A 22,026-nucleotide genomic window follows, 5' to 3' on the forward strand; every position below is an offset into this window, starting at 1 on the left:
CCGCGGCTCCACCGATGAACACCCCCTCCTGCCCCCTCCCCGCCGCCGACAGCGAATACACCTGGCCCACCACCCGTCAGACCGCGGTGCTGCGCGTGGATGGCGACCAGGCCCGCAGCGACATCGACGAAGTCATCGAGGAAGTGCCGGTGGCGCTGGTCTTCAACGGCATCTCCCACGCCGTGCTGCTGGCCACGCCGTCCGACCTGGACGACCTGGCCCTCGGCTTCAGCCTCAGCGAAGGCATCCTGGCCACCCGCGGCGAGCTCTACGACAGCGAGCAGCACCCGCATCCGAAGGGCATCGAGCTGCGCCTGCAGATCGCCTCCGAACGCTTCGTGGCCCTCAAGGAACGCCGCCGCAACCTGGCCGGCCGCACCGGCTGCGGCCTGTGCGGGCTGGAGAGCCTCGACGCCCTCGCCCGCCCAGTTGCGCCGCTGCCGCCCGGCGAGCCGGTTCCCGCCGCCGCCATCGGCCACGGCCTGGCAGAACTGCCCGGCTGGCAGCGCCTGCGTCACGCCACCGGCGCCGTGCATGCCGCCGCGTGGATGGATCGGGGCGGGCGCATCCACGCGCTGCGCGAGGACGTCGGCCGCCACAACGCCCTCGACAAGCTGCTCGGCCACCTGGCCCGCCAGGGGCGGCCCACGGAGGACGGTTTCGTGCTGGTCTCCAGCCGTGCCAGCTACGAGATGGTGCAAAAAGTCGCTGCCGTCGGCATCCGCACGCTGGTCGCCGTCTCGGCGCCCACCGCGCTGGCGATCCGCCTCGCCACCGACACCGGCGTCACGCTGGCCGGCTTCGCCCGCGACCGCCGGCTGGTGGTGTACAGCCACCCGCAAGGCATCGCGCCGTAAGGCGCGCGCTCACACGTAACGCAGGCGCCGGCTGCGCTCCAGGCGCTCGGCGAATCTCGGGAAATCCAGCCCGGTGCGCGCACGCAAAGCCTTGGCCTGGTTGGCGATGTCCCGCCAGCGGGGGGCGAAGGACGGCGCGCGGAAGGCCAGCACGATGTCGTTGCCATCGGGGATCGCCATCGTCAGCAGGCGGTCGTCGAAGACCTCGGCGATCATCGCCAGATGCTCCTCCCGGTCGGCCTTGTCGCCGGCCAGGTTGGCGACCATCACACCGCGCCCGGCCAGCGCGTCATGCACGCTCTGATAGAACTGCGTCGAACTCACCGAGCCGGACAGGCCGTGACGGTCGAAGGCGTCCATCATGATCACGTCCGGCCGTTCCTCCCAGTCGGCGCTGCGCAGCACGTGGTCGGCGCCGTCGCCTTCGATGACCTGCAGGCGCCCGTCGTCCGGCGGCAGCTCGAACTGGTCGCGGAAGGCAATCACATGGGGGTCGATCTCCACCACGGCGATCTTCGCCGAGCCGACATGCCGGTAGCAGAACTTGGCCAGCGAGCCGCCGCCGAGGCCCAGCATCAGCATCTGGCGCGGGCGTGGCAGGAACAACAGAAAGCTCATCATCGCCTGGGTGTAATCCAGCTCCAGCGCGAAAGGGTCCTTCAGACTCATCGTGCTCTGGATCAGCGACAAGGAGAAATGCAGAGTCCGCGTCGTCCCGTCGTCGATGACGAAGGGCTTGTCATAAGCGCCCGAAACCACCTGGCGCAAGATCCACTGGGTGTCGCAATCCGCCGCTTCGAGCAATCGGATGGTGTCGGAATCGGAGAAGAAGGGGCTCGGCAGGACGAGCACGGAAGCAGCATGGGACATCGGGGCAGAGCGCCGGCAAGACCGGCAGCGCAGTAGGACAGGCGTGGATTGTACGACCGTCCGCAGGTCCGTACTGTCCGACACACGCGGCACCGATCTTCACGCGCCTAAAGTAATGTTCAAGGACGCCGTATTTACCCCATCAGGATTTCCACCTTGGTGGAAATCCCATAAACAGATGAATCAGAGGGAGACGCCACGATGTCCATTCTTCAACGCCTGCAGCTTTTGGTGGGCTGCGCGATCCTCGGACTGATCGTCCTGACCGCGGTGAATTACTACGAGACGGAACGCGTCTTCGAGACCACCAGCCAGGCCAGCGCCAACGTGATCCCGAGCCTCATCCAGCTCAACGACGCGCGCCTGTGGTACAGCCGCAGCCGTCTGCGGGCCGACCGCCACGTGATGCAGGATGACCCCGCGCAGATGGAGGCCACCGAGAAGTCGATCCGCGAGGCCCAGGCCAGCACCGCGAAGGCTCTCAAGGATTACGAAGGCCTGATTACCAATTCACGGGACCGCCAGTATCTCGAGGCAGAAAAAGCCACGCTCGCCGAGTTCGACAAGCTCCTCGACGAAACCCTGGCCCTGTCCCGCACCCAACGCAAGGCCGAGGCCAGGGAACACCTGCTCAAGCATGTGCCGCTGGCGCGCAAGTTCGAAAGCCAGCTCGACGATCACTTCAAGTTCAACAAAGAGTTTGGCGAACAGGCCACCGTCGACGCCCGCGAGATCAAGGGCCGGGCCAGCACCACGGCCATCGTGGTACTCGTCGTCGCGGCCATCCTGCAAGGCCTCATCAGCGTGACGACGACCCGCTACCTCAAGCAACGCCTGTCCGACGCCAACCGGATCGCGGGGCGCATCGCCGCCGGCGACTTCACCGCCGGCAATGACAGCCACGGCCCGCGGGACGAGATCGGCAAACTACTGGAAGCGCTGCAATCCATGCGCCAGGATCTGGCCCAGACCATTCGCGAAATCATCTCTAGCTCCGAGAGCGTGGCCGGCTCCGCCGCCCAGCTATCCAGCACCGCCCAGCAGGTATCCTTCAGCTCCAGTCAGCAGTCCAGCTCGACGGCCGCCGCTGCTGCTGCCGTCGAAGAGCTGACGGTGAGCATCGATCACGTGGGCTCGGGCGCCGACGACGCCAGCCGCCAGGCCGAGGACGCCGGCAACAAGGCCGCCGCCGGCGCCCGCGGCGTGGACGACGCGACCAACCGCATCAGCCAGGTCGCCAATCAGGTGGACAGCACCGCCGAGCGCATCCAGGCCCTGTCCGAGCAGGTCCGGCAGATCGACCGCATCACTGTGGTGATCCGCGAGGTTGCCGACCAGACCAACCTGCTGGCCCTCAACGCCGCCATCGAAGCCGCCCGCGCCGGCGAACAGGGCCGCGGCTTCGCCGTGGTGGCCGACGAAGTGCGCAAGCTGGCCGAACGCACGACCAGTTCCGTGCAGGAGATCAGCCAGGTCGTCAGCGCGATCCAGCAGGGCGCGGTGGATGCCGTGAACAGCATGCAGTCCAGCCGTGAGCTGGTCGGCCAGGTGGTGATCAGCGCCCGTACCGCCGGCGAGTCGATGGGCGAGATCCAGGCCTCCACCCAGACCATGCAGGGCGCCATCGAGAGCATTTCCGACGCCCTCCACGAACAGCGCGGCGCCTCCACCGAGCTGGCCCGCAACGTGGAGAACATCGCGCAGATGTCCGAGGAGAACGCAGCAGCAGCCGCGTCCGCCGCCGATACTGCAAGCCGCCTGACCGGCGTCGCGGACCAGCTGCGCAGCAGCGTGGCCCGCTTCCGCGTCTAAGCTAGCCGGCGGCGCCTGTCGCCTCCAGCAGGCGCAGCTTGCGGTACATCGTCGCCCGCGCCACCCCCAGGCAGCGGGCGGCGGCCGACACGTTGCCGGCGCACTTCTCCATCGCCGCCCGCACCGCATCGAGCTCCACGTCGCGCAGGGACGCCTGGCCGTCCCGTGCGGCTGCGCTTGCCGCAGCCACCGGCCGGCCGGCATCCTCCAGCAACTCCTCGGGCAGATGCTGCACGTCGATCAGCGCCTCGCCGTCGGCCAGCGTCAGCGCCAGGCGCAGCACATGGCCCAGTTGGCGGATGTTGCCCGGCCAGGCATAGCCCAGCAGCAGCCGGCGGGCCGCCGCCGATAGCGGCGGACAGGGCCCGTCACCGGCCTCCCGGGCCAGCAGGCGCTCGATCAGGGCTTCCCGGTCGGCCCGCTCGCGCAGCGCCGGCAGGCTGACCCGCACGCCCTTGATGCGGTAGTACAGATCCTCCCGGAAGCCTCCGCGGGCCACCAGCTCATCCAGGCTGCGGTGGGTTGCGGCAACGATGCGCGCGTCGAAGGTGATCAGCTTGGCCCCGCCGAGGCGCGTGAAGCTGCGCTCCTGCAGCACCCGCAGCAAACGCCCCTGCAACTCCAGCGGCATGTCGCCGATCTCGTCGAGGAACAGCGTGCCGCCCCGCGCCAGCTCGAACTTGCCGGGCGCCCCGCCACGCCGGCCACCGGTGAAGGCGCCGTCCTCGTAACCGAAGAACTCCGATTCGATGAGCCCGGCCGGCAGGGACGAGCAGTTGATCGCCACGAAAGGCCCGGCCGCGCGCTCGCTGCCGTCGTGCAGGTGGCGCGCCAGCACCTCCTTGCCGGTGCCCGTTTCGCCGTTGATGAGCACCGGGATGTCGCGCTGGAAGGCACGCCGTGCGATCTGCAGCGCGCGCTCCGCCACGCCGTCCACTTCACTCGGCTCCGGCGCGGCGGGCGCCGTGACCGGCAGCGTCCCGGCCCGCTGCGCGGTTCGCGCGGCTTCCCCCAGGCAGGCCAGCAGCGACCCCTTGCGGGCCGCCTCGAAACGGGCCTCGAAGCGCAGGCCACCGTCGCTCCACACCACGCCCTGGGCCAAGCGACCAGACAGGGCCAGACTGAAAGTCTCCGGCGGGCAATCGAACAACCCCGCGAAGTCCATGCCGGCCTGCCCCTCCGCTGCCAGTTCCAGTAACTGCCGGGCCGCCCCGTTGGCGCCCAGCACCTGCCCTGTCTCAGCAAAGGCAATCACCCCTTCCAGCGGCGTACCGAGCAGGTCCGGACGGTAATGGAAACCCATCGTCAGCGCCGCGCCGAGGCCGGCCAGCATGCGGTTCTCCACCGCGCGGGCAGCGATCGCCAGCGGCTCCAGCACCGTAACCGGCCCGCCGTTGCAGTAGCGGGTGGCGTCGAGCACGCCGGCCAGATCGCCGGCCGGGTCGAAGATCGGCACCGACGCACAGGAGAAGCCGCGGATCTCGTCGAGAAAATGCTCGGCTGCGCGCACCACCACCGGCTGACGGTCCACCAGCGCACAGCCGGGGCCGCTGGTGCCGATGCTTGCCTCGCCGATCGGCCGGCCCACCTCGAAGATCCGGTCCATGTCCCGGTAGGCACTTCCGCTTCCGAACAAGGCCTTCACCACCACCCCGTCGGCGTCCGTGCACACGATCCCCCAGCCGCCGCGGGCCAGCGCCGCGCGCAGCTTCTCCATCTCCGGCAGCGCATGTTCCACCAGGCGGCGGTTGCGCTCCTCGATCCATGCCACCTGCCGGCGGGAAATCGGGCTGAACACACGCCGGTCTGCAACCTCCAGCCCCTGCCCGCGCGACCGTTCCCAAGAGCGGATCACGGCGTCGGAAACGAGGCCGGTCGGCATCCGCCCCTCGTCGAAGAAATCGCGCCGGGCCCGTTGTACCCGCGCTTCAAAAGTTGCCAGCAGCTCGCCCATGAATTGTCTCCTCGATGCGGCCAGTAACGAGTCAACCGTCAGCCGCGGATTGACTCGTTTCAAGTCAACCGCCCTTCCCGGTGTTTTCTCCGGGCGCTCCCCTGGCGGCTGCAAAGGCCTGATTCCTTGTGATTTTTACGTATCGCCCGAGGTCGGCACGGATGCTGCGAATCGATGTGTGCACCACCGGGAGTCTGCTCCGCGATCCCGCGGAAACGCGTTCCACAGTAAAGAACTTCAACAAACGAAGTCAATCAGGAGACACGATGCACCACCACCCTCACGCCCCCCGCCGCCGGCTCGCAAAGGCGCTCGCGCTGGCCTTCCTGGCCACCTTCGGCCTGACCACCAGTTCCAGTTTCGCCGAGCCTGCCAAGAGCTCCCGCGAACACATCGCCGCCGCCACCACCCGGGTGGACGAGAAGGCCGTCCGCGCCAACACCGCAACGAGCCGCGACTGGCCGACCTACGGCCTCGACTATGCCGAGACCCGCCACAGCAAGCTCACCGAGATCAACGCCGGCAACGTCAAGCAGCTCGGCCTGGCGTGGAGCTACAACCTGGAATCGACCCGCGGCGTCGAGGCCACCCCGCTGGTGGTGGACGGCATCATGTACGTGTCGGCGTCGTGGAGCGTGGTGCACGCGGTGGACGTGCGCAGCGGCAAGAAGCTGTGGACCTACGATCCCAAGGTACCCCGCGAGATCGGCTACAAAGGCTGTTGCGACGTGGTGAACCGCGGCGTGGCGCTGTACAAGGGCAAGGTCTTCGTCGGCACCTTCGATGGCCGCCTGGTCGCCCTCGATGCCGCCACCGGCAAGCCGGTGTGGGAGAAGGACACCATCGAGGACCACAGCCACTCCTACACCGTCACCGGCGCACCGCGGGTCATCAAGGGCAAGGTGATCATCGGCAACGGCGGCGCCGAATACGGCGTGCGCGGCTACCTCACCGCCTACGACGCCGAGACCGGCGAGCAGAAATGGCGCTGGTACACGGTGCCCGGCGACCCGGCCAAGCCCTTCGAGAACGAAGCCATGGCCAAGGCCGCCAAGACCTGGGACCCGGCCGGCAAGTGGTGGCTGAACGGCGGCGGCGGCACCGCCTGGAACAGCATGACCTACGATCCGGAGCTCAACCTGATGTACGTGGGCACCGGCAACGGCTCGCCGTGGAACCACCGCAAGCGCAGCCCCGGCGGCGGCGACAACCTCTACCTGGCCTCCATCGTCGCCCTCGACCCGGACACCGGCAAGTACGTCTGGCATTACCAGGAGACGCCGGGCGACAACTGGGACTACACCTCGGTGCAGGACATGATCCTCACCGACCTCGTCCTCGACGGCAAGAAGCGCAAGGTGATCCTGCACGCGCCGAAGAACGGCTTCTTCTTCGTCATCGACCGCACCAATGGCAAGTTCATCTCCGCCAAGCCCTTCACCGAGGTGAACTGGGCGACCGGCTACGACAAGAACGGCCGCCCCATCGAGACGCCTGAAGCCCGCTCCCGCGAGGCCTTCGACAGCGTCCCCGGCCCCTTCGGCGGCCACAACTGGCACGCCATGTCCTTCAACCCGAAGACCGGCCTAGCCTACTTCCCGGTGCAGAACGTGCCGCTCAACCTGGCCGAGGACAACAGCTGGTCCCACAACAACAAGCAGCCCGGCCAACCCCAGGCCGGTACCGGCTGGAACACCGGCATGCTGATCAACACCCAGCCGCCGAAGAGCAAGGCCTTCGGCCGCCTGATCGCCTGGGATCCGGTCAAGCAGAAGGAAGTGTGGCGCCAGGAATACGCCTCGCCGTGGAACGGCGGCACCCTCACCACCGCCGGCAACCTGGTCTTCGCCGGCACCGCCGACGGGCGCTTCGCGGCCTACAGCGCCGACAAGGGCGACAAGCTGTGGGAGGCCCCGATCGGCACCGGCATCATCGCCCCGCCGGTCACCTACGAGGTGGATGGCCGCCAGTACGTATCCATCGCGGTGGGCTGGGGCGGCGTGTTCGGGCTGATGCAGCGGGCCACCGACAAGCAGGACCACGGCCGCGTCTACACCTTCGCCCTCGGCGCCAACGCACCGCTGCCCCAGCCGCAGCCCTACGCCCTGGGTGAGCTGATCTCCGGCGTCAAGTACGACCCGGCCCACATCCCCGAAGGTACCAAGCTCTACGTCAGCAACTGCGTGTTCTGCCACGGTGTGCCCGGCGTCGACAAGGGCGGCAACGTTCCCAACCTGGGCTACGTGCCGGCCAAGGACATCGAGAACCTGTCCGACTTCGTCTTCAACGGCCCCTTCGTGAAGAAGGGCATGCCCGACTTCACCGGCAAGCTCAGCGCTACCGACGTGGACAAGATCAAGGCCTTCATCCAGGGCACCGCCGACGCCGTGCGGCCCAAGCCCTGAGCCGCGGCCACAGCCATGAAGCAGCGCCTGCGGCACTGACGCACCGCCTCCTCCGGAGCACCTGCTCCCTCTTGCCGCGGTCACAGCCCTCCCCTATCCGGCGGACCGCGGCCCTTTTTATTCCGCAGCACCCAAACCATAACAACCAGGAGACAAGACCATGACCACCACCCAGCGCTTCGCCCTGCGCCTGTGCGCCGCCAGCCTCCTCGCCGCCGGCCTGTCGGCGAGCCCGGCCTTCGCCGATGTGCGCCCCGATCCGGGCGACTACACCGGCCTGCCCGCCGGCACCAACCTGCTCCTCGCCTACGCCCAGTTCCCCCGCGGCGACAAGGTTTACAGCAAGGGCAACAAGGTCGTCGACAACCTGGACCTGTCGGTCAATGCCGGCATCCTGCGTTACGTGCACTTCATGAAGCTGGGCGACTACATCATCGACCCGCAGATCATCGTGCCCTTCGGCAACCAGAAGATCGGCCTGTCCGACAGCAAGACCAGCGGCCTCGGCGACGTGATCTTCGGCGCCACGCTATGGACCCTCGCCGATCTGGCCAAGGGCGAGCACCTGGGCTGGTCGGTGTTCTTCACCGCCCCCACCGGCGGCGACAAGAACCAAGGCTTCGCCCTCAGCAACAACCGCTGGGCCACCGACCTGCAGGTCGGCTACATCCGCAAGCTGTCCGACAAATGGACCATCGATCTGATCGGCGAGACCGAGTTCTACCAGGACCAGCGTGACACCAAGGCCCAGAAGGACCCGCTGCTGCAGGCCCACGGCCACCTGCGCTACCACCTCAGCGACGCCACCTACGTCGCCGCCACCTACCGCCACGCCTGGGGCGCCAAGGAGAAGCTCGACGGCGTCGAGCTGGCCGGCGCCAAGAACAACGGCACCGGGATGCTCACCTGGGCGTCCTTCGTCGACAAGCAGTGGCAGGTCCAGCTCCAGTACTCGCAAGACCTGAAGGTCGAGGAAGGGCCCAAGACCAGCGCCCTCCAGGCCCGCGTGCTGTACGTCTATTGATCGCCCCCAACAAGAAGGAGACACGCCACATGAACCGCTTCCATGGAATCGAACTGAACCCCGCCACCGCCGCATTCCTCGCCGCGCCCCGCAAGATGCTGATCGGCGGCGAGTGGGTGGACGCCCTGTCCGGCACCACGCTGCCGGTCATCGACCCGGCCAGCGGCGAGGCCTTCTGCCACGTGCCGGCCGGCGAGTCCGCCGACATCGACCGCGCCGTGCAGGCCGCCCGCCGTGCCTTCGAATCCGGCGAATGGCCGCGCCACCGCCCCGTGGACCGGGAGCGCCTGCTGCTGAAACTGGCCGACCTGCTGGAAGCCAACGCCCAGGAATTCGCCGAGTTGGAAGCCCTCGACAACGGCAAGCCGGTGACGATGGCGCGCCACGTGGACGTGGCCCTGTCGGTGGATTTCATCCGCTACATGGCCGGCTGGGCCACCAAGATCGAAGGCGCGACGATGGAGCTGTCGGCCCCGCTGGTGCGCGACCGGGAGTTCTTCGGCTTCACCCGCCGCGAGCCGGTGGGCGTGGTCGGCGCGATCATCCCGTGGAACTTCCCGCTGCTGATGGCGGTGTGGAAGGTCGCCCCGGCGCTGGCCGCCGGCTGCACGATGATCCTCAAGCCCGCCGAGGACACCCCGCTGACCGCCCTGCGCCTCGGCGAGTTGGCCCAGCAGGCCGGCTACCCGGCCGGCGTGCTCAACGTGGTCACCGGCCTGGGGCACACCGCCGGCGCCGCGCTGGCCTCCCACCCCGGTATCAACAAGGTGGCCTTCACCGGCTCGACGGAGGTCGGCAAGCTGGTCGGCAAGGCGGCGATGGAGAACATGACCCGCGTGTCGCTGGAGCTGGGCGGCAAGAGCCCGGTGATCGTCCTCGACGACGTCGATCCGGCGGTCGCCGCGGCCGGCGCCGCCCAGGCCATCTTCTTCAACCAGGGCCAGGTGTGCACCGCCGGCTCGCGCCTGTACGTGCATCGCAGCCGCTTCGACGCGGTAGTGGAGCAGCTCGCCGGCATCGCCGACGGCATGAAGATCGGCCCCGGCATCGACCCGAGCACGCAGATCGGCCCGCTGGTGTCCAAGGTGCAGCAGAACCGCGTGCTCGACTACGTGCGCAGCGGCCTGTCGGAAGGTGCCCGCGCGGCGGCCGGCGGGGCGGGCGGCGACGGCCCGGGCTGCTTCGTGAAGCCCACCGTGCTGGTGGACGTGCGCGAGGACATGCGGGTGGTGCGCGAGGAGATCTTCGGCCCGGTGGTCGTCGCCCAGCCCTTCGAGGACCTGGACGACATCGCCCGCCGCGCCAACGACACGCCCTACGGCCTCGCCGCCAGCATCTGGTCCAACGACCTGGCGCGGGTCCATCGCCTGATCCCCAAGATCCAGGCCGGCACCGTGTGGGTGAACTGCCACAACATCATCGAGAGCGTGATGCCCTTCGGCGGCTTCAAGCAGTCCGGCATCGGCCGCGAGGCCGGCCGTTCGGCGCTGGAGCTGTACACCGAACCGAAGTCGGTGATCATGATGCTGTAAAGGCCGGCGGCGCTGCCGGCCGGTAGCTCAGGCCAGCAGCGCCACCGACTTGATCTGCGCGACGACCGGCAGGCCCTCGCGCAGTTCGAGCTGGTCCTTCGACAAGCGGGTGATCCGCGCCAGCAGCGGCGTGCCACCCGCGTCCAGACGCACCAGGCACTGGGCCGGATGGGCCGCGTCGCCGAAGCCGACGATGCGCGCCGGCAGGCGGTTGACGATGCTCGACGGGTTCTCGCCGGTCAGCGCGATGCTCACGTCGCGGGCCTGGATCTTCAGGCGGGCCCGTTTCCCGACATCGAGGGCCTTGCGGGTCACCTTGATGACGCCGCCGGGGAAACCCAGGCGGGTCAGCTGGTAATCCTCGTCGTGGCCGACGACCTGGGTGTCCACCAGCACCGCCGCGTCCTCGTCGAGGGCCAGCGGCAAGTCCAGACGGGCCAGCAGTTCGTCGGTCGGCCCGCTGGCCACCACCCGGCCCTGCTCCAGCAGCACCATGTGATCAGCCAGCCGCGCCACCTCGTCCGGCGAGTGGCTGACGTACAGGATCGGCGTCGCCAACTCGTCGTGCAGGCGCTCGAGATAGGGCAGGATCTCCTGCTTGCGCCGGCTGTCCAGCGCCGCCAGCGGCTCATCCATCAGCAACAGCTGCGGACTGGTCAGCAGCGCGCGGGCGATCGCCACCCGCTGGCGCTCGCCGCCGGACAAGGCCGCCGTGCCGCGATCGAGCAGATGGCCGATGCCCAGCAGTTCGACCGCCGCCTCCCAGCCAACCTTGCGCTCCGCCGCGGCGATGCGCTTCCGGCCGAACTCCAGGTTGGCGCGCACCGACAGGTGGGCGAACAGGCTGGCCTCCTGGAACACGTAGCCGAGGGCGCGCTTGTGGGTCGGCAGGAAGACCCGCTGCGCGTCGTCCTGCCAGCACTCGCCGTTGATCTTCACGCGCCCGGCCGGCCGCGCCAGCCCGGCCACGCAGCGCAGCAGGGAGGTCTTGCCCGAGCCCGAAACTCCGAACAGCGCGGTCACGCCGCGGCCGGGCAGGTTCAGGTCCGCCTCGAGGGTGAAATCCGCCAGCGGCAAGCGGCACTGCAGCTGGATGCCGGCCTCGCTCATCGCCCGCCCCCCAGCCCGTTGCGCCCGCCGACGGCGTAGAGCCCCAGCAGCACGATGAAGGAAAAGGCCAGCAGGCCGGCAGCGAGGCCATGGGCCTGGCCGTATTCCATCGCTTCCACGTGGTTGTAGATCTGCATCGAGATGACCCGCGTCTTGTCCGGGATGTTGCCGCCGATCATCAGCACCACGCCGAACTCGCCGACGGTGTGCGCAAAGCCGAGGATGGCTGCGGTGATGAAACCCGGCCGGGCCAGCGGCAGCGTTACGGTGAAGAAGGTGACCAGCGGCGAGGCGCGCAGCGTCGCCGCGACCTCCAGCGGGCGGTCGCCCATCGCCATGAAGGCGTTCTGGATAGGCTGCACGACGAACGGCAGCGAATAAATGATCGAGGCCACAACCAGGCCGGTGAAGGTGAACGGCAGGCGCCCGAGGCCGAGGGCCTCGGTGAAGCGCCCCACCGCCCCCTGCGGCCCCATCAGCACCAGCAGGTAGAAACCCAGCACCGTCGGCGGCAGCACGATAGGGAGTGACACCACCGCCCCGATCACGCCGCGCAGGCGCGACCGGGTGCGGGCCAGCCACCAGGCGATGGGGGTCCCTATGATCAGCAACAACACCGTGACGAGGGTGGACAGCTCGAGGGTCAGGCGAACCGCCGACCAGTCTTCCGGTGTCAATTCCATCGCTCAACCATCGATCAGAGTTCGTACCCGTAGGACTTGATGATCGCCGCCGCGGCCGGCGACTTCAGGAAGGCGGTCAGCGCAGTGACGGCCGCCTGGCCCTTGCCCTTGTTCAGCACCACCGCATCCTGGCGGATCTGGCTGTAATACTTGGACGGCACCAGCCAGTAGGAACCCCCGTCGATCAGCTTGCCGTCCTTGTGGATCTGCGAATAGGCGATGAAACCCAGCTCGGCGCTGCCCGACGAGACGAACTGCTGGGCCTGGCCGATGCTCTCGGCGAGGACGATCTTCGGCTGCAGGCTGTCGGCCAGGCCGAGAGCCTTGAGGGTTTCCATCGCGGCCAGGCCGTAGGGCGCCAGCTTGGGATTGGCGACGGACAGGTGCTCGAACTTGGCTGCCTTCAGCACCTCGCCCTTGTCGTCCACCACGCCGGCCTTCGGCGACCACAGCACCAGCTTGCCGATCGCGTAGGTGAAGCTGCTGCCCGCCACACCGTCGCCTTCCTTGACGAGCTTGGCCGGCGTTTCGTCGTCGGCCGCCAGCAGCACCTGGAAGGGCGCACCGGACTTGATCTGGGCGTAGAACTTGCCCGTCGAGCCGAACACCAACTGGGCCTTGTGGCCGGTGGCCTTTTCAAACTCGGCGGCGATCTTCTGCATCGGCGCGGTGAAGTTGGCGGCCACCGCCACCGACACCTCTTCAGCCTGGGCCAGCAGGGAAGAACCGGCGAGGACGGCGAACAGCGCGAGCGAACGGAAGGAAGGTTTCATCGAAGGACTCCGGTCAGGTTGAAATTCAGTCGAAGATGGCGAGGATCACCGACGTGGCCTGGAAGACCGCACAGGCCGGCGTGCCGATGGCGAGGCCGAGGTTGTCGATGCTGTCGTGGGTCACCACCGAGGTGACGGTGCGGCCGCCGGGCAAGGTGATCGTCACTTCCGAGCTCACCGGCCCTTCGTGGATGCGGCTGACTTCGCCCCACAGGTGGTTGCGGGCGGTGGTGCGCGCCTGCGGATCGGTGATCAGCAGCACCGATGGCGCCTTGACGAAGGCATGCACGTCCTGGCCGATACCCAGCTCCAGCGTCTCGGCGCTCTCGCGGGTGATCACCGCGACGATTTCGTTGGCATCGTCGAGACGCACCCGCACCTCGAAGCTCACCTCGCCTTCGCGCAGGCCGCTGATCGTGCCGGCAAACTGGTTGCGCGCGCTGGTGCGCATCGACATGCGCCGCAGCAGGGTCTGGAACTGGCGCATGCTGCCCTCCCCGCCGTCACCGAGGCGGGCCGACAGGCGGTCAATGGCCTCCTGGTATTCCTGCTCCACCGCCCGGTACATCGCAATGACCCGGCGGCCGTAGTCGGTGAGGCTGGTGCCGCCGCCATCCTTGCCGCCCACCGAACGCTCCACCAGCGGCGACTCGGCCAGATTGTTCATCGCGTCCACGGCGTCCCACGCCGCCTTGTAGGACAGCGGCACGGCCTTGGCGGCCTGGGAGATCGAACCGTAGCGGTCGATGGATTCCAGCAGGCGGATGCGCGTGTCGCCGAGAAAGGTGCCGAACTCGGTATCGACTGTCAGCTTCCCGACAAGCTTGTGGTGAATGGTGCGGCGGGTTGTCATTGTTGTTCCTATATATATCGATATACAACGGAGCGTACTGTACTCCAGCAAATAGCGGGCCACCAACCCGCAGTGCCGCACGCTTGAAAGGCATCGACGCACTTGCGCAAGCGGGCGGCACCATCGCATGCTGGCGCCCGCAGCCATCGTTTCCGGAAAACGCCCCATGAAGATCAGCGCCCGTAACGCCTTCGACGGCACCATCGACGCCATCACGCTCGGCACCATCAACTCCGAGGTGGACGTGGTGCTGCCCGGCGGCCTGAAGATCATCGCCACCGTCGCCAACGATGCGATCAGGGAGCTCAACCTGGCCGCCGGCACGCCCGTCCAGGCCTTCGTCAAAGCCTCGTCGGTGCTGCTCGTGGCCGGTGGCACGGGGGCCAGGCTGTCGGCCCGCAACTGCCTCGACGGCACGATCTCGGCGATCACCGAGGGGCCGATCAGCACCGACGTAGCCCTCACCCTCGGCAATGGGCAGACCGTCCACGCCACGATCACCCATGAAAGCTCAGTCACCCTCGGCCTGAAAGTCGGCGCTCCAGCCACCGCCGCGTTCAAGGCCCCGTCGGTGATCCTCGGCCTCGTCGGCTGAGCGCACCGACACCGCCCTGCCTCCTTTCTTCGGCACGCACCGTGGCACACGCCACACATGCCGCAGCCCCTCTACGCGGCCTCTATATGCACTCAAATATAGCGAATGCCCAATCAGAGTGCATTTGCGCAGCTTATTTGCGTATCAATCGGCCCCCAGCACCTTCTGCAAGCTGACCGCCCTTCGCCTCACAGGCTTTCGAGGAAGGCCAGCAGCGCACGGCGCTCCTGGATCGGCAGCGCAGCGAAACGCCGGCGGGCGACCTTCGCCTCGCCGCCGTGCCACAGGATCGCCTCGCTCAGGCTGCGCGCGCGGCCGTCGTGGAGATAGCGCTGCTGCTCGCTGATCGTCTGCGTCAGCCCGATTCCCCACAGCGGCGGCGTGCGCCACTCCCGCCCGGACGCCGCAAAATCCGGCCGACCGTCGGCCAGGCCAGGCCCCATGTCGTGGATCAGCAGATCCGTGTAAGGCGCGATGGTCTGCCCGGCGAGGCGCGGGAAACGCGGCGACGCGCCGGTCGAGAGGCTCGGCCGGTGGCACTGCGCGCAGCCGCTGGCAGCGAACAGCGCCTCGCCGCGCCGCACGACTTCACTGTCCGCATTGCGGCGGGCTGGCACGGCGAGGTGGGCCAGATAGAACTCCACATCATCCAGCTGGCGGGCGCTCAGCTCCGGCGTACCGCCGTTCGGCGCCTGCCGGCAGGCGGACTGCGCGGCGGTGCAGTTCTGCGCCGGATGCAGGTCGGACGTGATGCCCAGGTCGCCCAGGAAAGCCCCGGCGATCTGCGCGCGCAACGTCGGCATGTTGGCCTTGTAGCCGAAGCGGCCGGCCTCCAGTGCAGCGGTTTCCGGATTCCACACCTGGTTCACGCGCCCTTTCACGCCGTCCGCCTTGCGCTCCGCGGCGAGCGCCGCCAGGGCCTGCGCCGACACCGCATCGAGCAGGCCCATGCCCACCACCTGCTGGCCGACCCGCGGCGAGGTCAGCACCTTGCCGATCGCCCCGTAGCCCAGTTCGGTGAAGGTCAGCCGCGGACGGCGTAACGACACCGCTTCGCCATCCGCCAGCCGGCGCTTCGACTCGACCCAGCCCAGGCGGATGCGCCCCTCGCCGGGCACGCCGGGGATGCCCTCCTCGTTGAACTGGTCGCCATAGGCCGGGTGGGGCCGCGGTCCGCCATGCGGGCCGCGCCCTGCCACCGACAGCCGTACCAGCATCGACTGCATGCGCTCGTCCGGCTGTTCCGGCGGCAGGCCGCGGCCGTTGCGGGCGTGGCAGGAGATGCAGGCCAGCCGGTTGTACAGCGGGCCGAGGCCATCCACCTGGTCGTCCTTGGCCGGCGCCACCACCCAGCTCTGGTTGAACAGGGAACGACCGTGGAAGAAGCGTTCCCGCTCCGCATCGGTTAGGCCGTCCAGCGGCCGCGCGAAAGCCTCACGGCCGGCGTCCGCCACCTGCCAGTCCGCCAAGGCCCGGGCGGGCGCCCCGGCGAGGACGCCGCACATCAACAACAGGAAACCCAGTCGCCGCATCAGGCCACCCCCAGCAGGCTGGCGGCCTTCGCATAGCGCTCATCGACGCGGCTCGCCCAGGTCTTTTCCAGGCCGGCGGCCAGCGTCTCGGCGGCCGGGTCGTCGCGGCGGGCGAAGAAGGCACGCTGGATCGCCGGATCATCGGCCTCCGCCTCCTTCAGCGGCGGCGCCGTCAGCAGCGGCCAGACCGTATTCCAGGCCGCCCCGTCGGCCGCGTGCAGGCGCCGCCAGAGTTCGACCAGACGCGCATGGGGCCGCACGAAGGCTTGCCCGAAGGCCGCCGCGATCGGCGCCGCGCGGCCGCGCCCGCGGCCGTTGTCATAGAGATAGCCACCCCGTGCCGCGGTGGCGAAGGGGTCGTGGTAGCCGGCCGGCAGGCCCGCGTAGGCCGACGGACGCACCGGCAGCTTGCGGATGTCCGGGTGGGCCAGAATCTTCTGCCCAGCGTCGGACAGCACGAAGCCCACGAAGGCCTTCGCGCCGTCCGGGTTCGGGCTGCCGGCGGTCACCGCGATGTGGGCCGGATTGACACCGCCCTGGCGCGGGTAGATGAACTCGACCGGCGCGCCATTGGCCACCGCCGAGGCGACGAAGAAGTCGATGGACAGCCCGATGCCCTTGCGCCCACCGCCGATCTCGTCGCTGACGAAGGTGCCGCCGCGCCCGGTGAAAGCCGCATTGGCGGCGATAGCGCTCCACAGCGCCCAGCCGATGTCCCAGCCGTAGGCCTGCAGCGGAATGTCCACCAGCACCGGTGCGAAGCCCACCTCCACCGGGTCCGGCACCGCCAGGTGGCCGGCATACACCGGATCGGCCAGGTCGCTCCAGTCGGCCACCGGCGGCAGCTTGTGGCTGTGCAGGTAGGCCGGATTCACCGCGAAACCGTAGCCGGCCACCTCGGACGCAGCGTAGAAGCCGTCCGGATCGTTGATGACGCTACCGCCGACCCGCCCCGGCAGGCCCTCCAGGCTCACTGGCAGCTTGCGGAAGGCATGCTCGTCCTTGAGCTGGGCGTAGGTCTTCGGCGACGCGCTCCAGTACACGTCCACGCCACCCTGCCCCGCCTGGCGCAGGTAGGGCAAGGCGTCGTGGGGCATGCGCCAGACGATGCGCAGACGGTACTGGGGCCAGGCCTTCTCGAAGGCGGCCTCGAAGCGCGACACCACCGCGTCCGGGTAGGCGGTGAGCACCACCACGTCCTTCGTCGGCGCCGCCCACAGGCGGCCGGACGCCCCCGCCGCCGCGAGGGCGCCGGCGGCGCGCACGAAGGCACGGCGGGAAGGCTTGTGCAGGCTGTCCATGACGCTATCCTCAGAACTTGTAGGAGCCGTTGGCGAACCACATGCGGCCGGGCATCGGGTAGCCGTCGGCCAGCGCGTAGTTGGCATCGAACAGGTTGGTCGCGCCCACTTCCAGCGCCCACGCCGGCAGCGGCTTGTACACCGCCTTCACGTTGGCCAGCGCAAAGCCGCCCATCTTCACGTAGGTCGCCGCATTGCCGCTGCCGTAGGCCACCATGCGGCCGTTCTCGGCATCCACCGAGGCCTGGTATTCCCAGCGGTCGGACGGCTTCCAGCTGGCGTAGGCGAACAGGCGGTTGCGCGGCGTGTCGGTGAGCGGGGTCGTCGAGGTCCGGTTTTCCCGATCCAGGTAGGTGTAGTTGCCGCCCACCGTCCAGCCATGGCCGAGGGTTTGCTCCAGGGACAGCTCGACGCCGGCGTGGCGCGCCTCGGCGATGTTCTGCAGCTGCGCACAGGAGGTCGCCGCGCCGACGCCCGGCTGGTTGCACAGGGACACCGGAATGATGTTCACGCGCTGCATCAGGTTCTCGATGCGGCTGTAGAACAGGCTGGCCTGGCCGCGGGCACCGCCCCACGGGCTGCCGCGCAGGCCGGTCTCGACATTGAGGGCACGTTCGGGCTTGAGGTCGGGGTTCGGCAGGCCGCTGCCGAGTGACGCCGAGTAGCGGTCCTTGATGGTCGGGAAGCGGGTCTTGTGGGCGACGCTGGCGAAGGCCTCGGCCCCGCCGCCGAGCTTGCGGGTCAGCTCGGCCAGCCAGTTGGTGCCGGACGTGGAGCCGGTCGGCCAGTAGTACACCTCCTTCGCGTCGCGCTGGTCGTGGCTGGCGCCGAGGCGCAGGCGCCACAGGTCGGACACGCGGATCATGTCCTCCACCGCGATGGAGGTGGTCACGTCCCGGTAGTTCTTGCTGAGGGCCAGGCCATTGTCCTGGTGCTTGTCTTCCTTGTAGTGGTAGGCGATGGCCAGCTCGTGGCCGCTGAACGCGAAGCTGTCCAGCTCGACCGACACGCCGGTGGTCGAATCCTTGTACCAGCTCGGGAAGTTGGTGGTGTTGGCGATCAGCGAGGAATAGCTGCCGTTGGTGTAGGCGAGGATCTTGTTGTCGTAGTTGTCCTGGTACACCCGCGCCTTGACGACGTGGTCCTGCCCCACCCCCACGTTGGCGATGAAGTAGGTGCTCTCCAGGTTCCAGTACGGCCACTGCCAGAAGCGGCTGTTGGCGCCGCCGCCAATGTTCAGGTACTGCCCCGGCGCATTGCCGGCGTAGGGCGGGTTGCCCTTGCGGCCGTTCTGCTGGACGTAGCCGATGGCATATTCGTCGGTGGCGTTGGGGGTCAGGCCCAGCTTGACGGACAGGCGGGAGTCGGTCTGGTAGGAATTCTCCCGATGACCGCCGTCCTCCAGCACGTTGCGGGTCGCGTTGCTGGTGCTGGTCGGAATGGACTTCGCCGAGTAATTGTTCGACAGCGGAAAGTAGTTGCTGTCGGTGTAGGACGCGCCGAGCTGCACGTACCACATACCCTGGTTGCTGCCCACATTGGCAGCGTATTTCTGCTGGCCGCCGGCGCCGAAGCCGGCCCGCAGGTCGCCTTCGAGTTCCTTCACCGGCTTGCGGCTGACCAGGTTGATCGCCCCGCCCAGCGTGTTGGGCCCGTAGAGCAGCGATGCCGCGCCCTTGGCGACGCGGATCTCGGCCAGGTCGAAGGTCGTGAAGCGGCTGAAGTCCACGTAGCCGTCATAGGGCACGTAGGCCGGAATGCCGTCGATGAACAGTGGCACCTGGCGCACGTCGAAGCCCCGCAGATAGACGATGTCCTCGTTGCGGCTGTTGCGGGACAGGCTGATCCCCGGTGTCAACGCCACCGCATTGCCCAGCGTATCGCGGTTGAACTGGCGCAGCGCCTCGCCCTTGATCACGGTTTCCCCGGGTACGGCATCGACCGGGCTCGCCACCACATCCACGGTGCCAAGCTGGAACACCCCGTCCGCCGCTACTGCCGATCCGGCCAGTGCCGCCGACACGCCGCTCAGCACCCACGCCTGCATCTGCTTCTTCTTCATAGAGACCCCCTGAACACCATCTATATAAATTTGTATATATCGAAAGACAGACCTGCTTTCCTTCAATCCCAGCAATGACCATGCCTGCGGGGAAATCCTTGTGCGCCGCACACAAAACCAAGCAGAACCTTGCATCGATGTGTAACTTACTACATAACGATGTCTGAAACCCTACAAATAAAAGGCTGATTCAGTGCAATCGGAAATAAATTGATCCGCCGTAAGAATGGATTTCGCACCCTTTCCGGACGCACCAGAGCGGGCAAAACAGGCTTCATTTGGGTGCAATGCAGCAAACGGGCACGCCAGCTGCTAACAACGCTATATCAACAACAACACATCGAATTAGATTCGTGCCTGCCATGAGAATCCGCTCCGCCCCGCGCCGTCGCCCTACTGCCCGCTCCTTCATGCCAACCCCTGTCGCTGCCGCGGTCGGGGCCGCCTTCGCCAGCATTCTCATTTCCGCCGACCTGCGCGCGGCCGACACGCCGACGCTGAGTGCAGTCCAGGTCACCGGCACCGCGGAGCCCGGCTACGCCGGCTTCCTGTCTTCGCGGCCGGACACCTCCGCCACCACCTATCAGGTCGGGCCGGACGGCCTGGAGACCTTCGGCGCGCCCGGCGGCAGCAATCCCTACACGATGGTTTCCGGCCTGCCGGCCGTAAAGGTGCAGGCCCTCGACCCCTACGGCCTGACCAGCCGGATCGGCGGCAACAAGGGCATGCGGGTGCGCGGCATCGCCGCCTGGCACGGCGCCGTCGGCACCGTGGACGGCCTGACCCTGTCCAACATCAACCCCGGTCCCGGCTATCTGCAGATGTTCGACGTGGAGAACCTGGCCGGCGTGAGCCTGGCGCAGGGGCCGATCGCGCCCGATCAGGCCGCCCTCTTCAACACCGCCGGCGCCCTCGACAGCCAGCTCCTGTGGCCGGCCCTCAAGGCCGGCGGCAGCCTGTCTGCGGCCAGCGGCGACAACGGCTTCGAGCGTTACTTCGCACGGGTGGACAGCGGCAGCTTCGGCCCGGCCAATACGCGCATCGCCGCGTCCGCCTCCACTGCCCATGCCAAGCTGTGGCGCGGCCCCGGCCAGGCCGAGCGCCAGAACTACCTGCTGGCCGTCGCCACCGACCTCGGCCCGCTGACCCTCAAGCTGCTGGCGGTGAACAGCAACATCGACCAGAACAACTACAAGCCGCTGACCGCCGCCCAGGCCCTCGACCTGTCCACCTACCGCTACACCGGCTACGACGCCAAGCCGGCGGCCGGCAACTACCAGAACTACTACGCCTACAACCGCCAGAGCTTCGACAACCAGGCCTACATCGGCGAGGCGGAATACCGCGTCAGCAACGACACCCGGGCCCGCCTGAAGCTGTTCAGCTTCGATGAATCCGGCTCCACCTTCGATGCCAACGGCACCAACAAGGTCCGCCAGTGGATCATGGAACACAACAGCTTCGGCGCCAGCGCCGACGTGGAAACCCGCATCGACGCCACCCGCCTGAAGGCCGGCTACAGCTACACGTCGATGCAGCCGCCCGGCCCGCCCAACGCCCAGCGCTTCTACACCGCCACCGCCAGCGGCCTGAGCTGGGCCGCCGCCACCGCCAGCAGCAACAACCAGGGCTGGACCACCCTCAGCGAAGTCACCGGCCGCCACGTCTTCCAGACCCTCTTCGCGATGGCCTCCTGGCAGTACCGGGCGCTGCAGGTCGAAGGCGGCCTGCGCTGGTTCCAGGAGAAGATGCCGAGCCTCGCCGAATACACCAAGACCGGTGTCGGCGACGTGTCCTACCGCGCCGCGCTGGCCGCCTCGCCGGGCGTCTCGGTGGCGGTGGACGGCCAGACCGTCGACAAGGTGCTGCCGTGGTTCGGCCTGCGCTACGCCTTCACGCCGGCCGTCGAAGGGCGCTTCTCGGCCGGCCGCAACATCGGCCCGGCCTCCTTCGACATCTGGAACAGCAACATCCGCAACCTCAAGGCCAGCCAGCAGGCCCTCGCCCAGAGCCTGTGGAACAAGCTGAAGCCGGAAACCGACGACGCCGCCGACCTCGGCCTGCGCCTGCGCTTCGCCCAGGGCTACGTGGAGCCGACGGTCTACTACGCCAGCATCAACGACAAGTCGGTGAACGTGTACGACCCGACGGTCGGCCTCAACTATGGCCAGAACATCGGCAACGGCCACCTGGCCGGCGTGCAGCTGGCCGCCGGCTGGGAAGCGCGTCCCAACCTGAACCTGTTCGGCAGCGCATCGTGGAGCCGTGCGGTGTTCGACGAGAACCTGAGCACCGCGGCCAGCACCGTCGTCGCCGTCAAGGGCCAGCAGTTCCCCGACACCCCGCGCCTGATCGGCACCCTCGGCGCCGAATGGAAGGCCGGCGACTTCCGTGCCGTGCCGCTGCTGCGCTACATGGGCGGCCGCTACGACGACTCGGTACATACCAACCGCTTCGGCGGTTACACGCTGGTGGACCTGGAACTGGGCTACCGCTGGCAGATCGGCCCGACCCGCGTGGACGCCAGCCTCAGCGCCCTCAACCTGTTCGACCGCAAGTACCTCGGCCTGATCGACTCCGGCGACCTGCAGACCGGCACCACCAACTACTACCCCGGCAACCCGCGCACGCTGCTCGGCAAGCTGGCACTGAGCTTCTGAGGT

16 protein-coding genes are annotated in these 22,026 nt (G+C 68.1%); 7 read left to right on the plus strand and 9 right to left on the minus strand.

Translation table 11 applies throughout. The features are described from left to right. The first annotated feature begins 14 nt into the window (after window positions 1-14). Window positions 15-857 carry a formate dehydrogenase accessory sulfurtransferase FdhD gene (fdhD, locus tag AC1PQG_RS19120; protein WP_481119383.1) on the plus strand — a complete coding sequence of 281 codons (843 nt, stop codon included), beginning with the start codon at window positions 15-17 and terminating at the stop codon, window positions 855-857. A 9-nt stretch (window positions 858-866) separates the two neighbouring features. Here the strand turns inward: fdhD and AC1PQG_RS19125 are convergent, their stop codons facing one another. Continuing rightward, window positions 867-1,727 carry a fused MFS/spermidine synthase gene (locus AC1PQG_RS19125; protein ID WP_481119384.1) on the minus strand — a complete coding sequence of 287 codons (861 nt, stop codon included), beginning with the start codon at window positions 1,725-1,727 and terminating at the stop codon, window positions 867-869. A 201-nt stretch (window positions 1,728-1,928) separates the two neighbouring features. On the opposite strand from AC1PQG_RS19125, the gene AC1PQG_RS19130 reads away from it, so the two are divergent. Continuing rightward, a complete protein-coding gene (locus tag AC1PQG_RS19130) occupies window positions 1,929-3,539 on the plus strand; it encodes a methyl-accepting chemotaxis protein (protein WP_481119385.1) in 1,611 nt (536 codons plus the stop codon). Window position 3,540: 1 nt separating this feature from the next. Here the strand turns inward: AC1PQG_RS19130 and AC1PQG_RS19135 are convergent, their stop codons facing one another. After that, entirely contained in the window at window positions 3,541-5,493 is a 1,953-nt protein-coding gene (locus tag AC1PQG_RS19135) for a sigma-54-dependent Fis family transcriptional regulator (RefSeq protein WP_481119386.1), read from the minus strand. Window positions 5,494-5,759: 266 nt separating this feature from the next. Between AC1PQG_RS19135 and AC1PQG_RS19140 the strand changes: the two genes are divergently transcribed. The 3 genes from AC1PQG_RS19140 to AC1PQG_RS19150 all read left to right on the plus strand — a co-directional run bounded on the left by AC1PQG_RS19140 (window position 5,760) and on the right by AC1PQG_RS19150 (window position 10,454). Then, window positions 5,760-7,898, plus strand: coding sequence for a PQQ-dependent dehydrogenase, methanol/ethanol family (locus AC1PQG_RS19140; RefSeq protein ID WP_481119387.1), 2,139 nt, complete (start codon window positions 5,760-5,762; stop codon window positions 7,896-7,898). A gap of 160 nt (window positions 7,899-8,058) precedes the next feature. Further along, entirely contained in the window at window positions 8,059-8,922 is an 864-nt protein-coding gene (locus AC1PQG_RS19145; protein WP_481119388.1) for a transporter, read from the plus strand. 29 nt (window positions 8,923-8,951) lie between these two features. Next, a complete protein-coding gene (locus AC1PQG_RS19150; protein ID WP_481119389.1) occupies window positions 8,952-10,454 on the plus strand; it encodes an aldehyde dehydrogenase family protein in 1,503 nt (500 codons plus the stop codon). Window positions 10,455-10,481: 27 nt separating this feature from the next. On the opposite strand, the gene modC is transcribed toward AC1PQG_RS19150, so the two are convergent. From modC to AC1PQG_RS19170, 4 genes are read right to left on the minus strand one after another with little or no spacing between them, the layout of a single operon-like run. Next, window positions 10,482-11,564: a molybdenum ABC transporter ATP-binding protein gene (gene modC, locus AC1PQG_RS19155; protein WP_481119390.1), complete on the minus strand. Its 1,083-nt coding sequence runs from the start codon at window positions 11,562-11,564 to the stop codon at window positions 10,482-10,484. Continuing rightward, entirely contained in the window at window positions 11,561-12,247 is a 687-nt protein-coding gene (modB, locus tag AC1PQG_RS19160) for a molybdate ABC transporter permease subunit (RefSeq protein WP_481119391.1), read from the minus strand. Before modB ends, modC begins: the two co-directional genes overlap by 4 nt. A 14-nt stretch (window positions 12,248-12,261) precedes the next feature. Beyond that, on the minus strand, window positions 12,262-13,020 hold the full coding sequence (gene modA, locus AC1PQG_RS19165; RefSeq protein WP_481119392.1) for a molybdate ABC transporter substrate-binding protein: 759 nt from the start codon (window positions 13,018-13,020) through the stop codon (window positions 12,262-12,264). 25 nt (window positions 13,021-13,045) lie between these two features. Next, window positions 13,046-13,873, minus strand: coding sequence for a TOBE domain-containing protein (locus AC1PQG_RS19170; protein WP_481119393.1), 828 nt, complete (start codon window positions 13,871-13,873; stop codon window positions 13,046-13,048). Window positions 13,874-14,039: 166 nt separating this feature from the next. On the opposite strand from AC1PQG_RS19170, the gene AC1PQG_RS19175 reads away from it, so the two are divergent. Further along, window positions 14,040-14,468, plus strand: a complete 429-nt coding sequence (locus tag AC1PQG_RS19175) for a TOBE domain-containing protein (protein WP_481119394.1) — start codon at window positions 14,040-14,042, stop codon at window positions 14,466-14,468. Window positions 14,469-14,656: 188 nt separating this feature from the next. On the opposite strand, the gene AC1PQG_RS19180 is transcribed toward AC1PQG_RS19175, so the two are convergent. From AC1PQG_RS19180 to AC1PQG_RS19190, 3 genes are read right to left on the minus strand one after another with little or no spacing between them, the layout of a single operon-like run. Beyond that, window positions 14,657-16,000 (minus strand): di-heme oxidoreductase family protein, encoded by a 1,344-nt coding sequence (locus tag AC1PQG_RS19180; protein WP_481119395.1) that lies wholly within the window; start codon window positions 15,998-16,000, stop codon window positions 14,657-14,659. Further along, a complete protein-coding gene (locus AC1PQG_RS19185; protein ID WP_481119396.1) occupies window positions 16,000-17,301 on the minus strand; it encodes an ABC transporter substrate-binding protein in 1,302 nt (433 codons plus the stop codon). The genes AC1PQG_RS19180 and AC1PQG_RS19185 overlap by 1 nt, the downstream gene beginning before the upstream one ends. Window positions 17,302-17,311: 10 nt before the next feature. Next, entirely contained in the window at window positions 17,312-19,363 is a 2,052-nt protein-coding gene (locus AC1PQG_RS19190) for a TonB-dependent receptor plug domain-containing protein (protein ID WP_481119397.1), read from the minus strand. 410 nt (window positions 19,364-19,773) lie between these two features. Here AC1PQG_RS19190 and AC1PQG_RS19195 point away from each other — a divergent pair, with 410 nt between their 5' ends. Next, window positions 19,774-22,023 carry a TonB-dependent receptor gene (locus AC1PQG_RS19195; RefSeq protein WP_481119398.1) on the plus strand — a complete coding sequence of 750 codons (2,250 nt, stop codon included), beginning with the start codon at window positions 19,774-19,776 and terminating at the stop codon, window positions 22,021-22,023. Window positions 22,024-22,026 lie beyond the last annotated feature (3 nt).

Source organism: Zoogloea sp. GDB6, from assembly GCF_056724105.1.

What these genes read in the sequence shown, in the direction of transcription:
- modB (WP_481119391.1), bottom strand. Translation starts at nt 12,247, where the DNA reads ATGGAATTGACACCGGAAGACTGGTCGGCGGTTCGCCTGACCCTCGAG.
- fdhD (WP_481119383.1), top strand. Translation starts at nt 15, where the DNA reads ATGAACACCCCCTCCTGCCCCCTCCCCGCCGCCGACAGCGAATACACC.
- AC1PQG_RS19140 (WP_481119387.1), top strand. Translation starts at nt 5,760, where the DNA reads ATGCACCACCACCCTCACGCCCCCCGCCGCCGGCTCGCAAAGGCGCTC.
- AC1PQG_RS19195 (WP_481119398.1), top strand. Translation starts at nt 19,774, where the DNA reads ATGCCAACCCCTGTCGCTGCCGCGGTCGGGGCCGCCTTCGCCAGCATT.
- modA (WP_481119392.1), bottom strand. Translation starts at nt 13,020, where the DNA reads ATGAAACCTTCCTTCCGTTCGCTCGCGCTGTTCGCCGTCCTCGCCGGT.
- AC1PQG_RS19180 (WP_481119395.1), bottom strand. Translation starts at nt 16,000, where the DNA reads ATGCGGCGACTGGGTTTCCTGTTGTTGATGTGCGGCGTCCTCGCCGGG.
- AC1PQG_RS19175 (WP_481119394.1), top strand. Translation starts at nt 14,040, where the DNA reads ATGAAGATCAGCGCCCGTAACGCCTTCGACGGCACCATCGACGCCATC.
- AC1PQG_RS19150 (WP_481119389.1), top strand. Translation starts at nt 8,952, where the DNA reads ATGAACCGCTTCCATGGAATCGAACTGAACCCCGCCACCGCCGCATTC.
- AC1PQG_RS19190 (WP_481119397.1), bottom strand. Translation starts at nt 19,363, where the DNA reads ATGAAGAAGAAGCAGATGCAGGCGTGGGTGCTGAGCGGCGTGTCGGCG.
- AC1PQG_RS19145 (WP_481119388.1), top strand. Translation starts at nt 8,059, where the DNA reads ATGACCACCACCCAGCGCTTCGCCCTGCGCCTGTGCGCCGCCAGCCTC.
- modC (WP_481119390.1), bottom strand. Translation starts at nt 11,564, where the DNA reads ATGAGCGAGGCCGGCATCCAGCTGCAGTGCCGCTTGCCGCTGGCGGAT.
- AC1PQG_RS19125 (WP_481119384.1), bottom strand. Translation starts at nt 1,727, where the DNA reads ATGTCCCATGCTGCTTCCGTGCTCGTCCTGCCGAGCCCCTTCTTCTCC.
- AC1PQG_RS19185 (WP_481119396.1), bottom strand. Translation starts at nt 17,301, where the DNA reads ATGGACAGCCTGCACAAGCCTTCCCGCCGTGCCTTCGTGCGCGCCGCC.
- AC1PQG_RS19130 (WP_481119385.1), top strand. Translation starts at nt 1,929, where the DNA reads ATGTCCATTCTTCAACGCCTGCAGCTTTTGGTGGGCTGCGCGATCCTC.
- AC1PQG_RS19135 (WP_481119386.1), bottom strand. Translation starts at nt 5,493, where the DNA reads ATGGGCGAGCTGCTGGCAACTTTTGAAGCGCGGGTACAACGGGCCCGG.
- AC1PQG_RS19170 (WP_481119393.1), bottom strand. Translation starts at nt 13,873, where the DNA reads ATGACAACCCGCCGCACCATTCACCACAAGCTTGTCGGGAAGCTGACA.